Annotated in this window: 12 protein-coding genes and 1 tRNA gene; 11 read left to right on the forward strand and 2 right to left on the reverse strand. The window is 74.2% G+C overall.

Going from position 1 to position 11905, the window contains the following annotated elements; translation table 11 throughout:
• Positions 1 to 60 precede the first annotated feature (60 nt).
• The 3 genes from K7I03_RS22065 to K7I03_RS22075 all read left to right on the forward strand — a co-directional run bounded on the left by K7I03_RS22065 (position 61) and on the right by K7I03_RS22075 (position 3510).
• Positions 61 to 1365: a glutamate-5-semialdehyde dehydrogenase gene (locus K7I03_RS22065; protein ID WP_185945378.1), complete on the forward strand. Its 1305-nt coding sequence runs from the start codon at positions 61 to 63 to the stop codon at positions 1363 to 1365.
• A 198-nt stretch (positions 1366 to 1563) separates the two neighbouring features.
• Positions 1564 to 2220 carry an SCO2584 family spore wall biosynthesis protein gene (locus tag K7I03_RS22070; protein ID WP_185945377.1) on the forward strand — a complete coding sequence of 219 codons (657 nt, stop codon included), beginning with the start codon at positions 1564 to 1566 and terminating at the stop codon, positions 2218 to 2220.
• A gap of 168 nt (positions 2221 to 2388) precedes the next feature.
• Positions 2389 to 3510, forward strand: a complete 1122-nt coding sequence (locus K7I03_RS22075; protein ID WP_185945376.1) for an SCO2583 family membrane protein — start codon at positions 2389 to 2391, stop codon at positions 3508 to 3510.
• A gap of 25 nt (positions 3511 to 3535) precedes the next feature.
• Here K7I03_RS22075 and K7I03_RS22080 read toward each other — a convergent pair whose 3' ends face one another.
• The gene (locus tag K7I03_RS22080; protein ID WP_185945375.1) at positions 3536 to 4687 is read right to left on the reverse strand and encodes a M48 family metallopeptidase; all 1152 of its coding nucleotides are present in this window, start codon (positions 4685 to 4687) and stop codon (positions 3536 to 3538) included.
• Between the two features lie 92 nt (positions 4688 to 4779).
• Between K7I03_RS22080 and K7I03_RS22085 the strand changes: the two genes are divergently transcribed.
• The 7 genes from K7I03_RS22085 (at position 4780) to K7I03_RS22115 (ending at position 9185) form a co-directional block, all read left to right on the forward strand.
• Positions 4780 to 4959 carry a hypothetical protein gene (locus K7I03_RS22085; protein WP_185945374.1) on the forward strand — a complete coding sequence of 60 codons (180 nt, stop codon included), beginning with the start codon at positions 4780 to 4782 and terminating at the stop codon, positions 4957 to 4959.
• 99 nt (positions 4960 to 5058) lie between these two features.
• The gene (locus tag K7I03_RS22090) at positions 5059 to 5220 is read left to right on the forward strand and encodes a hypothetical protein (RefSeq protein ID WP_185945373.1); all 162 of its coding nucleotides are present in this window, start codon (positions 5059 to 5061) and stop codon (positions 5218 to 5220) included.
• Positions 5221 to 5282: 62 nt separating this feature from the next.
• Positions 5283 to 5894, forward strand: coding sequence for a nicotinate-nucleotide adenylyltransferase (gene nadD / locus K7I03_RS22095; RefSeq protein WP_040889678.1), 612 nt, complete (start codon positions 5283 to 5285; stop codon positions 5892 to 5894).
• A 40-nt stretch (positions 5895 to 5934) separates the two neighbouring features.
• Entirely contained in the window at positions 5935 to 7779 is a 1845-nt protein-coding gene (locus K7I03_RS22100) for an LCP family protein (RefSeq protein ID WP_185945372.1), read from the forward strand.
• A 105-nt stretch (positions 7780 to 7884) separates the two neighbouring features.
• On the forward strand, positions 7885 to 8325 hold the full coding sequence (gene rsfS / locus K7I03_RS22105) for a ribosome silencing factor (protein ID WP_185945371.1): 441 nt from the start codon (positions 7885 to 7887) through the stop codon (positions 8323 to 8325).
• Positions 8322 to 8978: a histidine phosphatase family protein gene (locus K7I03_RS22110; protein ID WP_185945393.1), complete on the forward strand. Its 657-nt coding sequence runs from the start codon at positions 8322 to 8324 to the stop codon at positions 8976 to 8978. Before rsfS ends, K7I03_RS22110 begins: the two co-directional genes overlap by 4 nt.
• A gap of 134 nt (positions 8979 to 9112) precedes the next feature.
• Positions 9113 to 9185: transfer RNA gene (locus tag K7I03_RS22115), tRNA-Ala, on the forward strand.
• A gap of 122 nt (positions 9186 to 9307) precedes the next feature.
• Here K7I03_RS22115 and K7I03_RS22120 read toward each other — a convergent pair.
• Entirely contained in the window at positions 9308 to 10249 is a 942-nt protein-coding gene (locus K7I03_RS22120) for a helix-turn-helix transcriptional regulator (RefSeq protein WP_185945392.1), read from the reverse strand.
• Between the two features lie 94 nt (positions 10250 to 10343).
• Between K7I03_RS22120 and K7I03_RS22125 the strand changes: the two genes are divergently transcribed.
• Entirely contained in the window at positions 10344 to 11843 is a 1500-nt protein-coding gene (locus tag K7I03_RS22125; RefSeq protein WP_221903523.1) for an MFS transporter, read from the forward strand.
• The last annotated feature ends 62 nt before the right edge of the window (positions 11844 to 11905 follow it).

Below are 11905 nucleotides of genomic sequence, written 5' to 3' on the forward strand. Positions count from 1 at the left end.
CCCGTCCGAGGTGTGAACGGCCGGCGCGCGCCGGCCGGGCCGCAACTAAGCTGCGTCCCCATGAGCAGCGACACCCTCCCGTCCAGTCCCTCCGGCACTCTCCCCGAGTCCCCCGTGCTCCGTGCCGCGGTCCGCGCCCGTACCGCCGCCGCCGAGCTCGCGCCGCTGCCACGCGCGGCCAAGGACGCGGCGCTGCTCGCCGTCGCGGACGCCCTGGAGGCCCGGACCGCCGACATCGTCGCCGCCAACGCCGAGGACGTCGCGCGGGCGCGCGCCGCCGGCACCGCCGAGGGCGTCGTCGACCGGCTGACGCTCACCCCCGAGCGGGTCCTGGCCATCGCGGCGGACGTGCGCAGCGTGGCCGGGCTGCCCGACCCGGTCGGCGAGGTGGTGCGTGGCTCCACCCTGCCCAACGGCATCGACCTGCGGCAGGTCCGGGTGCCGCTCGGCGTCGTCGGGATCGTCTACGAGGCCCGGCCGAACGTGACGGTGGACGCGGCCGCGCTCTGCCTGAAGTCCGGCAACGCGGTCCTGCTGCGCGGCTCCTCCTCGGCGTACGCGTCGAACACCGCGCTGGTGGCCGTCGTCCGCGACGCGGTGGCGGGCGCCGGGCTGCCCGCGGACGCCGTGCAGCTGGTGCCGGGGGAGAGCCGGGAGTCCGTGAAGGAGCTGATGCGCGCCCGCGGCCTGGTCGACGTGCTGATCCCGCGCGGCGGCGCCTCGCTGATCCGGACCGTCGTCGAGGAGTCCACGGTCCCGGTGATCGAGACGGGCACCGGCAACTGCCACGTGTACGTGGACGCCGACGCCGATCTCGGCACGGCGGTCCGGGTGCTCGTCAACTCCAAGGCGCACCGCGTCAGCGTGTGCAACGCCGCCGAGACCCTCCTCGTCCACCGGGACATCGCCGAGCGCCTGCTCCCGGCCGCGCTGGACGCCCTGGCGGAGGCCGGGGTGACCGTGCACGCCGACGAGCGGGTGCGGGCGCTGGCCGGCGGGACGAAGGCGACCGTGGTGCCCGCCACGGAGGAGGACTGGGCGACCGAGTACCTCTCCTACGACATCGCGGCCGCGGTGGTGGACTCGCTGGACGACGCCGTGCGGCACATCCGGCAGTGGTCCTCCGGACACACGGAGGCGATCGTCACCACCTCGCAGCAGGCGGCCCGCCGGTTCACCCAGCTGGTGGATTCCACGACGGTCGCGGTGAACGCGTCGACGCGGTTCACCGACGGCGGGCAGTTCGGTTTCGGCGCCGAGATCGGGATCTCCACGCAGAAGCTGCACGCGCGGGGGCCGATGGGGCTGCCGGAGCTCACCTCGACCAAGTACATCGTCACGGGCGACGGGCACATCCGGGGCTGACCGGGCTGAGCTGCCGGGGGTGACCGGGCTGCCGGGGCTGACCTGCGGCGGGGCGGTACGAGGCGGTGGCCGCGCGGTCCGTGGCCGGCTCCGCGGCGGCTCCCCGGAGGTCCGGCGGCGGCTCCGTGGCGGCTCCGTGGCGGCCCTAATTCCCGTACCGCCCGCGCGGATTGACCGTTCCGGGTCTACGCTGGGGGCGTGCCGGACGACGTGGGGGGCAAGCCGTTCCCGGACGGCGAGGAGCCCGACAGCCACCGCCGCGGAGGCGAGGACGAGTTCGCCGCGGTGGTCTTCGACGAGGAGTTCGTGCGGGCCGCCGTGGTGCACGAGCCCAGCGCGGCCGAGCGCGTGCTCGCCGCCCGGGCCCGCTCGGGCGGCGGACCGGGCGAGGACGACGGGTACGAGGGCTACGACGCCTACGAGCGGCGTGCCGACGGGCGGACCCGCCGCCGCACGGGCGGGCCGGGCGGCTGGCGGACGCTCACCCACGACCTGGATCCGGACGACGCCTACGGGCCCTACGGCCGCTACGGCGCCCGTCGGCGGCCCTACCGGGGGCGCCCGCGCTGGTACCGGCCGGTGGCCTGGCTGCTCTGTGTGCTGCTGGGCATCGGCGCGGTGGCCCTGGCGTTCGCGGCCGTCTACCGCGGGGCGTCCTCCGGCGACCGCCGCGATCCCGCGCCGCCGCCCGCCACCACCGGGGTGGACGCGCCTCCGCAGCGGCAGGAGGCCCTGCCGCACGCGGGCCGGCCGGACGCCGCGGCGGACCCCAGGGCTCCGGTCGCCTCGGCGGCGTCACCGGCGGCGGCTACGGCCCCGGCGGCGGCATCGGCCCCGGGGGTGCGGCACGGATGACCTCTCCCCGCGCCCGTTCGTCACCCTCCGTGATCATGGCGGGGGTGACCTGCGGTGACGGCACCCGCCCGGAAGCCGTGGCACCGGGCGGCGATTCCGCGGGCCCTCGCGGCAAGTTGTCGTGTACCAGCGCGTTTACGGACGGGCCCGGCGACCTACCCTTGAGGTATGGAAGGGCCTGGAGACCCGCCTGAGGGGACGCCCGAGGGTGCCCCGGGAGGTGGTGACGAAGAGTACCGGTCGGTCGTCTTCGACGAATCGTTCGTCCGGGCTGCCCGCCTCCAGGAGTCCTCGGCCCGGGAGCGGCTCGGCGACCACGCCCCCGCCGTGCGCACCCGGCACGTCTGGGCCCGGCTCGGCGCCTCCCGCCAGCTGCTGCTCCTCGTCCTGCTGATCGCGCTGGCCTTCGGCACGGCCGTCTACATGGGGCTGCGCCACCCCTACAAGGAGCCCAGGCCGCCGTCCGCCGAGCCGCTGCAGACCACCGTGATACCGCTGGCCCCGCGCGGGACGGTGCCTGGCGGGCCCGCGGCGCGGCTCTTCGCCGGCAGCCCGGCCCAGCGGTTCGGGGAGGGCGCGGAGGGCGTGACGCTGCCGGACGTGCGGCGCACCCAGAACTTCTCCGAGGGGCTGGTGATGGCCGCCCTCGCCACCGCCAAGGAGTACACGGTCCGGTCCGCGCTGGACCGGGAGCTGCTCGGCGGCGGTGACGGCCGGGCCGTGCGCGTGCTGCTCGCCCCCTCGCAGGTGGAGCAGTACGACCGCAGCTTCGAGCGGCCCGCGGCCGACGGGCAGCACGCGATCACCGGCTGGGTGGTGCGCTTCGACCCCGCCCAGGTGGCCGTGGACGACGCCCCCGTCCGGGTCGAGGGCGCCTTCTCCCTCACCGAGGTCTCCCCGGCCGCGCTGGAGGTCTCCGCCGACCACACCTTCGTCTACGCCGTCCGTCCGGCGGGCACGGGACCGGCGAAGGCGGGGACGGCGGAGGCGGCGGCCGCGGACACCTCGCTGTTCACCGTCCGCCGGATCGTCCGCTTCCGCTTCGATCGCGACGACCTCCAGGACCACCACGTGCAGGTGCTGCGGAGCACGGTCGAGGCGGGGCCGGAGTCCTGCGGCGCGGACGACGCGGCGTACCTGCGGCCCATCCTGGCCGGCCGCACCGCGGACAACAGCCGGCAGCCGCTCACCGACCCCTACGCGACGGGCCGGCCGTCCGTCGGGCTGTGCGGCGTGCTGGCGCCGGGACCCCTGGCCCCGGCGGGCGGGCCGGCCCCGCCGGGACGCTGACCGCGCCGTCTCCCTCCCGCTCCCGTCAGCCCTTGCCCCCGCCGTCGCGCGGCTCGTCCCGGGGCTCGTCGCGCGGAGCGTCCGCCGGGTCCCGCGGCGTGTCCTTCGGGCCGCCGCCGGAACGCCCGGTGAAGGTGTCCCGGAGCCGGCTGCCCAGGTCGTTGGCCCCGCCCGCGATGTCCCTGACCAGCCCCATCAGCGGGTCCTTGCTCGACCGCACGGACTCCGCGTAGTGGTTGGCCGACTCGCGGAAGGAGTCCGTTATGGAGGCGTCCTTGTCCTCCGCGCGCCGCGGGTAGTGGCCGTCCATCAGCCGCTGGAAGTCCCGGCTCTCCGCCCAGCGCTTGAGCTCGGCCGCCCGCACAGTGGCGAACGGGTGGCTGCGCGGCAGCACGTTCATGATCTTCAGAACGGAGTCCCGCAGATCGCCGCCCGCCTCGTACTCGGCGGCCTGGGCGAGGAAGGCGTCCACGTTCATCTCGTGCAGGTGGTTGCCGCCCGCCAGCTTCATCAGGCCCCGCAGCGACGCCCGGAGGTCCTGCCCCACCAGCAGCCCGGCCCGGTCCGCCGACAGCTCCGACTTGCGGAACCACTCGCGCAGCGCCGTCACGATCGCCGTGATCGCTATGCCGCCCAGCGGGATCCAGGCCACCTTCAGCGCGAAGTTGGTCAGGAACAGCAGGATCGTGCGGTAGACCGAGTGGCCCGACAGGGCGTGGCCCACCTCGTGGCCCACGACCGCCCGCATCTCCTCCTCGTCCAGCAGCTCGACCAGGCCCGTCGTCACCACGATGACCGGCTCGTCGAGGCCGACGCACATGGCGTTGGGCTGCGGGTCCTGGGTGACGTACATGGGCGGGACCTTGGGCAGGTCCAGGATGTAGCAGGCGTCCAGGAGCATCGTGTGCAGGTGCGGGAACTGCTGGTCGCTCACCCGCACCGAGTCGGACAGGAACAGCAGCCGCAGGCTGCGCTCCGGCAGCAGGCCGCTGAGGGCCTTGAACACGGTGTCGAAACCGCTGAGCTTGCGCAGGGCGACCAGGGCGGAGCGGTCCGCGGGGTGCTCGTACGCCCGGGACGAGATGTCCGGGAAGCGCCTCCGGTCGCGGCCCGGAACCCGTCCTTCCGTGTCCCCCTCCGCGCGGCCGGAGCCGTTCGCGGCGTTGCTGTCACTCATGGCGACCCCCTCAACTGGGCTCGTTCGTGGCCCGTCCCCCGGCTGACGGACCCCACCCTAGGCGCTGCCACTGACAGGGCTACCGTGGAGGCATGTCCGCTCTCCAGGGTTTCACCCACCTCGCGGCGTCCCCGGCGTTCACCGGGACGCTGGCCGTCTCCGCCCACGACCAGGGGCCGGGGCCGGTGCTGCGCACGGTCGTCATCGTCGCCCTGATCGGCGTGCCGCTCACGGCCTGGCTGCTGCTCCGCGGGTACCGCAAGAAGGGCTGACGGCCCGGCGGGCGGAGTCGGCGTGAGCGTGGCGACCGCCTCCGCATACGATGTGGCGGAAGTCTCCAACCGATCGCCTCCGGAGAGGTCCTGCCGACGATGTCCCTCACCTCAGCCCACTCGGCCCTGGTCACGCTCGCTTCCGAGAGCGAGCACGTCGACACCCACGAGAGCCTCAGCCCCTACGTCACCGGCGGCGCCGCGCTCTTCATCCTGCTGCTCCTGCTCTACGTGACCACCCGCTTCAACCGGGACCGCTGACCGGCCGGGGCGCACCTCCCCGCAGGGCCGGTGTTCCGCCGTGCCCAGTAGGGTCTGCACGCATGGAAGAGCAGACAGAGCCCGCGAAGCGGCGGCTCGGCGTCATGGGCGGGACGTTCGATCCGGTCCACCACGGCCATCTGGTCGCCGCGAGTGAGGTCGCCTCGCAGTTCCACCTGGACGAGGTGGTGTTCGTCCCGACCGGCCACCCCTGGCAGAAGAGCCACAAGGCGGTGTCCCCGGCCGAGGACCGCTACCTGATGACGGTCATCGCCACGGCGTCCAACCCGCAGTTCTCGGTCAGCAGGATCGACATCGACCGCGGGGGACCGACGTACACCGTCGACACGCTCCGGGACCTGCGCGCCCTCAACGACGACGCGGACCTGTTCTTCATCACCGGCGCGGACGCGCTCGCGCAGATCCTCACCTGGCACAACACGGACGAGCTGTTCTCCCTCGCCCACTTCATCGGCGTCACCCGCCCCGGGCACATACTGGCCAACCCGGGGCTGCCGGACGACCGGGTCTCGTTCGTCGAGGTCCCGGCCCTCGCGATCTCCTCGTCCGACTGCCGCGCGCGCGTGGCCGAGGGCGAGCCCGTCTGGTACCTGGTGCCGGACGGTGTCGTGCGCTACATCGCCAAGCGCAAGCTGTACCGTCACGACGGCTGACATCCGGCCGAACCGGCTCCAGCGCCACCGAGGGGCACCGTTGAACGACCGCCAGGACCCGTACGCGCACGATCCCCACGGGCATGACCCCCACGCCCGGGATCCGTACGGACAGCAGCCGCAGGTGTACGGCTACGACGCCTACGGCGGCCCGGTCCACCGTCCGGACGATCCGCGGATGGCGTACGACGCCTACGGCAGGCCGCTCGCCGGGTTCGACGCCTCGGCGCAGCAGCAGGGGAGCGGTCAGGACTACGGGCAGGGGTACGGACAGGGGTACGGCGGCTACGACCCGTACGCCGTCGGGGGCCAGGGCGTCGGGGGACAGAGCGTCGGGGGTCAGGGCGTCGGCGGCGGTGGCCAGGGCGGGTACCAGCAGGCGCAGGAGTACCCCGCGTTCCAGCAGCAGCAGGGATACGCCCAGCCCCAAGGCCACGTTCAAGTACAGCAGCATCAGCATCAGCATCAGCATCAGACCCAGGCCCCCGCCGTCGACGACGAGCACCCGCAGGAGTGGATCCCCCGGCAGGCGGACCGCGCCGGCCGCGCGGAGGCCCCCGGCGGCACGGAGGGCGCGGCGCCGGCCGGCGCCGTCCCCGAGCCGCGGCAGGCTCCCGACGACGGCCCGGCGGAGGGCCCGGCCTACCGCACCGAGCAGTTCTCCTTCGTCGAGGCGCCGGACGAGGACGCCGAGGACGTCATCGACTGGCTGAAGTTCAGCGAGAGCCGCACCGAGCGCCGGGACGAGCGCAAGCGCCGGGGCCGCAACCGCTACGTCGCGCTCGCCGTGGCGTTCGTGCTGGTCCTCGGCGGAGTGCTCGGCTACCTCTTCCTGGCGGGCGACGACGGCGGGGACGGGGGTGCCGCGGCGGGCACCGGGCAGAAGCGCGACGTCATCGTCGTGCACCTGCGGCAGACCAAGGGCGGCGGCAGCTCGACGGCCCTGCTCGTCGACAACGCGACGACGAAGAAGGCCACCGCCGTCCTGCTGCCCAACGCGCTCGCCGTCGCCAAGGAGGGCGGCGGGTCCACGACCCTCGGCAAGTCCGTGCGGGAGGCGGGCACCGGGGGCACCCGCGACGCCCTCAACACCCTGCTCGGTTCGCAGATCAAGGGCAGCTGGCGGCTGGACACCCCGTACCTGGAGAACCTCGTTCAGCTGGTCGGCGGGGTGACAGTGGACGCGGACACCGACGTCCCCGGGGCCAAGCCGGGGGACGACCCGCTGGTGCGCCGGGGCGCCGGGCAGAGCCTCAACGGCCAGGCGGCCGTCGCCTACGCCACCCACCGGGCGCCGGGCGAGGCCCCCGACCGGCAGCTCAGCCGGTTCGGGCAGGTCATGCAGGCCGTCCTGAAGAAGATGTCCACCGACCCCAAGGCCGCGACCACCACGGTCGAGACGCTGGCGCAGATCCCCGACCCGTCGTTGTCCGTCCCGCAGCTCGGCGCCTCCCTGGCCCAGCTCGCGGCCCGCGCCAAGGCGGGCGCGTACCGCACCACCGTGCTGCCCGTGCGGCAGGACGGCACCCTCGGCGGGGAGGAGGCGGACGGTGTGGTGAAGGAGGTGCTCGGCGGCGCGGTGGGCAGCGCGGGCGCCGGCAGCACGCCCCGGGTCAGCGTGAAGAACGCCACAGGCGGCGCGGCCGGCGCGGGCGCGGCCCGGGTCGCCCTCGTCAACGGCGGCTACACCTACCTCGACGCGGGCACGGCCGCCGCGGCGGGCGCCTCCACCGTGTACTACGCGGACGACAAGCGGGCGGCGGACGCCAAGGAGGTCGCCAAGACGCTGGGGCTGCCGGCCGGCGCGGTACGGAAGGGACAGGCGTCGGACGTCGCGGCCAACGCGGACGTGACCGTGGTGCTCGGCAGGAATTATCAGGGCTGAGCGGCGCCGTGCCCGGTGCGGAGAGCGCCGGAAAAGCCCGGGAGGGGCCGCGGCGGGTCGTGAGACCCTTGAGGGCGTACCCGCTCTCTACCGAAAGCATGGCCAGTGACCGCCACGGACCGCTCCGCACAGCTCATTCAGGCCGCCGCCCAGGCTGCCGCCGACAAGCTCGCGCATGACATCGTCGCGTACGACGTCAGCGACGTGCTGTCGATCACCGACGCCTTCCTGCTGGCCTCGGCCCCCAACGACCGCCAGGTCAAGTCGATCGTCGACGAGATCGAGGAGCGGCTGCTCAAGGAGCTGGGCGCCAAGCCGGTCCGGCGCGAGGGCGACCGTGACGCGCGCTGGGTGCTCCTGGACTACCTGGACATCGTCGTGCACGTCCAGCACAGCGAGGAGCGCGTCTTCTACGCCCTGGAGCGGCTGTGGAAGGACTGCCCCGAGATGGAGCTGCCCGCCGACGCGGTGGCCACCCGTGGCAAGGCCGCGGAGCACGCCCGTGCCCAGGAGGCCGCCGACGGGCTGGACGGTGAGCTGAGCTGAACGGCAGCAGGGGAGGCGGCCGGGGCCGCCGCATCGTCCTGTGGCGGCACGGCCAGACGGCCTGGAACGTGGAACGCCGCTTCCAGGGCACTACGGACATCGAGCTGACGGAGACCGGCGTCGCCCAGGCGCGCCGGGCGGCCCGGCTGCTGGCGGCGATGAAGCCCGACGCCGTCGTCGCCTCCGACCTCCGGCGCGCCGCCTGCACCGCCGCCGAGCTGGCGGCCCTCACCGGCCTGGAGATCACCCACCACCCCGGGCTGCGCGAGACGTACGCAGGGGCCTGGCAGGGCCTCACGCACGAGGAGATCAGCGAGCGGTACGGCGAGCAGTACGCGGCCTGGAAGCGCGGGGAGCCCGTGCGGCGGGGCGGCGGCGAGCTGGAGACCGAGGTCGCCGAGCGGGCGGCCCCCGTCGTCCTGGACCATGCCGACCGGCTGCCGGACGGCGGCACGCTCGTCGTCGTCAGCCACGGCGGCACCATCCGCACCACCATCGGGCGGCTGCTCGGGCTGGACTCCCGCTCCTGGGAGGCGCTGGGCGGCCTCAGTAACTGCTGCTGGTCCGTCCTCGGCGAGGGCGCGCGCGGCTGGCGGCTGCTGGAACACAACGCGGGCACCCTGCCGGAGCCGGTCCTCGGCGACGACGACTGAGCCCTCCCGGAACCCCTCGTTCCGGGGGGTGGGCCCGCCACCGGGCCCGATTTCCCATTCGGGCAGGTGGCAGGCTAAAGTTCTTCTTGTTCGCGGGGAACGCGGGGGAAACCTCCGGGGGAGCCGAGAACAGCGGGGCTATAGCTCAGTTGGTAGAGCGCCTGCATGGCATGCAGGAGGTCAGGAGTTCAATTCTCCTTAGCTCCACAGGAAAGGGATCCCGTCCGGTCGCACGACCGGGCGGGATCTTCGCTTTGCCACCCTCACTTCGGCCGGGGCGGTCGCCGTCGCGGCACGGCTCGCCGGCCGCACCGCGACGGCACCGGGGGTCAGGAGACCCGCTGCGGCTCCTTCTCCGCCAGCCGGCCCCGTATCTCCGACAGCCGCATGCCGTGCTCCGGGCAGCCCACCAGCGGGTCCTCCAGGGCGGCCAGCGTGGCCAGGAGGCGGGCGGTCTCCGCGTCCTCCGGGGTGTAGACCACCACGCGCGTCTCGGGCGCCTCGGCCAGCGCGAGCGAGGTGGAGACCAGCCGGAGCTCGCCCACCGACGCGTGCCGCATGACCTTGGTGCGGCGGCCCGGCGGGATGACGTCCCCGGCCTCCCACAGCCGGCGGAACTCCTCGCTGGACGTGATGAGCAGGCGCAGGAACTCCTCCCACGCCGGCTCGCCGACGTGCCGCCCGTACGCCCCGCGGAACGTGGCCACCAGCAGCGGCAGTTCCGTCTCCCGGTCGACGACCGGGCTGCAGCACTCGGGCCGGGTGAACAGCTGCCAGAGGACGTTGGCCTTCCAGTCGGCCGTCAGGTACACCAGCGGGAAGAGGGCGCGGTAGGACGCGTTGGTGGCCAGCACGTCGTAGCGGGCGTTGTAGACGACGGCCGGGTTCGGGCCGAGGGCGTCCACGACCGCCTGCACCGCCGGGCCGACCGCGTCCGCGTCGGCCACCCGCCGTGGCGCGTACGGGACTTCGGCCAGCTGGTAGAGGTGCTCGCGCTCGTTCTCGTCCAGGCGCAGCGTCCGGGCGATGGCGTCCAGCACCTGCACGCTGGCGTTGATGGGGCGGCCCTGTTCCAGCCAGGTGTACCAGGTGATGCCGACCCCGGAGAGCTGCGCCACCTCCTCGCGCCGGAGGCCGGGGGTGCGCCGGCGCAGGCCCTCGGGGATGCCCACGTCGGTCGGTCTCACCCTGGCCCGCCGACCGCGCAGGAAGGCGGCCAGCTCCGTTCGCCTGCGTCCGTTCAGCGTTGCCATCGTCGTCACGTCCCCCATGGTCATCGCGGCGCGCGAATGCCGCCAGGTGCCGCTGGTAATAAGTGTGGCGGGCTCTCGCCACCCGTACCCGTCCGAACACAGCCTGTAGGGCATGTCCACGATTCCGTCCCCCCGAACGACGTCCGTTCCCGGCCCCGGTGAAGTGCCGGGTTCCAGTGAAGCGGACCCCACTGACAACGGCGCCGGTGTCCGTAGGCCCGGAAGGCCCGTGCGGCCCGGCTGGCTGCTGCTGATCGTGCTGCTCGGCCAGTTCATGGCGATCCTCGACTCGTTTGTGGTCAACGTCGCCACCGCGACCATCCGGAGCGAACTGCACGCGTCCGGTTCCGGGCTGCAACTGATCGTGGCCGGCTACACGATCAGCTACGCGGTGCTGCTGATCACCGGCGCCCGGCTCGGTGCCCGCCACGGCCACCGGCGGGTCTTCCTCGCCGGGCTCGCCCTGTTCACCCTGGCCTCGCTGCTCTGCGGACTGGCCGACGGCACCGGGGCGCTGATCGCCTTCCGGTTCGTCCAGGGCGCCGGCGCGGCCGTGATGCTGCCGCAGGTGCTGAGCCTGATCCAGCGCACCTACGACGGCCCCGCGCGGGCCCGGGCGCTCGGCCTCTTCTCGGCCGTGATCGCCTCCGGCGCCGCGATCGGGATGATCGTCGGCGGCCTGCTGATCGGCGCGGACCTGTTCGGCTGGAGCTGGCGGCCGGTCTTCCTGGTCAACGTGCCGATCGGGCTGCTGCTCCTCCTCCTGGGCGTCCGGCTGATGCCCCGCGACGAGCCGCGCGCCGGGGAGCGCGCGCGGGGGCTCGACCTGCCGGGCCTGGTGCTCCTCGCGGCGGCCGTCATGTGCTTCACGGTGCCGATGGTGCTGGGCGAGGAGCAGGACTGGCCGCTGTGGACCTGGCTGTCGTTCGCGCTCTGCGCCGTGCTCGCGGCGGCCTTCGCCGGGTACGAGGCGCGGCTGGCCCGCCGCGGCGGGGCGCCGCTGATCGCCCCCGTGGTGCTGCGGGCGCCGGGCGTGCCGCAGGCGGTGGCGCGGCTCGGGCTCACCATGGCGATGAACGCCGGCGTCCTCCTGTCGCTCTCCCTGCACCTGCAGAGCGGGCTCGGCTTCGGGCCGCTGCGCACCGGGCTGACCTTCCTGCCCACGGCGGTGGCCTTCGGCGGCGTCGGCCTCAACTGGCGCAGGCTCCCCGAGCGTTGGCACGGCGCCCTGCCCACGGCCGGGCTGCTGCTGGCGGCGGTCTCCTTCGCGGGCACCGGGCTGGTCCTGCGGGACGGCGGCGACGGCGGCCTGTGGCTGTACCTGGTGCTGCTCGGCGGCGGTGGCGGGCTCGGCCTGGCCTTCAGCCCGACGCTCGGCCGTACGCTGGCCGGGGTGCGGCCGGAGCACGCCGCGGACGCCAGCGGACTGCTCACCACCACCAGCCAGCTCGGCCTGCTCACCGGGGTGGCCGTCTACGGTGCCGTCTACCTCGCCGAGGCCGGCGGAGGGACGGCGGCCTCCTCGGCGCACGGGGTGTGGGTCACCTCGCTGGCGCTGGCGGGCACGGCGGTTGCCGCGGTGGGGACGGCCCTGCTGCGCCGGCGGCGCTGACCTGGCGCCCGTCCCGTGGCAGAATCGGACGGCCGGGCGCGGACGGGGTGAAGGGGAGGGAA

The organism is Streptomyces mobaraensis (assembly GCF_020099395.1).
Classification (GTDB): domain Bacteria; phylum Actinomycetota; class Actinomycetes; order Streptomycetales; family Streptomycetaceae; genus Streptomyces.

Bases quoted from the DNA above. Each gene is read 5' to 3' on its own strand.
- K7I03_RS22065 (WP_185945378.1), top strand. From the start codon at position 61: ATGAGCAGCGACACCCTCCCGTCCAGTCCCTCCGGCACTCTCCCCGAG.
- K7I03_RS22075 (WP_185945376.1), top strand. From the start codon at position 2,389: ATGGAAGGGCCTGGAGACCCGCCTGAGGGGACGCCCGAGGGTGCCCCG.
- K7I03_RS22080 (WP_185945375.1), bottom strand. From the start codon at position 4,687: ATGAGTGACAGCAACGCCGCGAACGGCTCCGGCCGCGCGGAGGGGGAC.
- K7I03_RS22085 (WP_185945374.1), top strand. From the start codon at position 4,780: ATGTCCGCTCTCCAGGGTTTCACCCACCTCGCGGCGTCCCCGGCGTTC.
- K7I03_RS22090 (WP_185945373.1), top strand. From the start codon at position 5,059: ATGTCCCTCACCTCAGCCCACTCGGCCCTGGTCACGCTCGCTTCCGAG.
- nadD (WP_040889678.1), top strand. From the start codon at position 5,283: ATGGAAGAGCAGACAGAGCCCGCGAAGCGGCGGCTCGGCGTCATGGGC.
- K7I03_RS22120 (WP_185945392.1), bottom strand. From the start codon at position 10,249: ATGGGGGACGTGACGACGATGGCAACGCTGAACGGACGCAGGCGAACG.
- K7I03_RS22125 (WP_221903523.1), top strand. From the start codon at position 10,344: ATGTCCACGATTCCGTCCCCCCGAACGACGTCCGTTCCCGGCCCCGGT.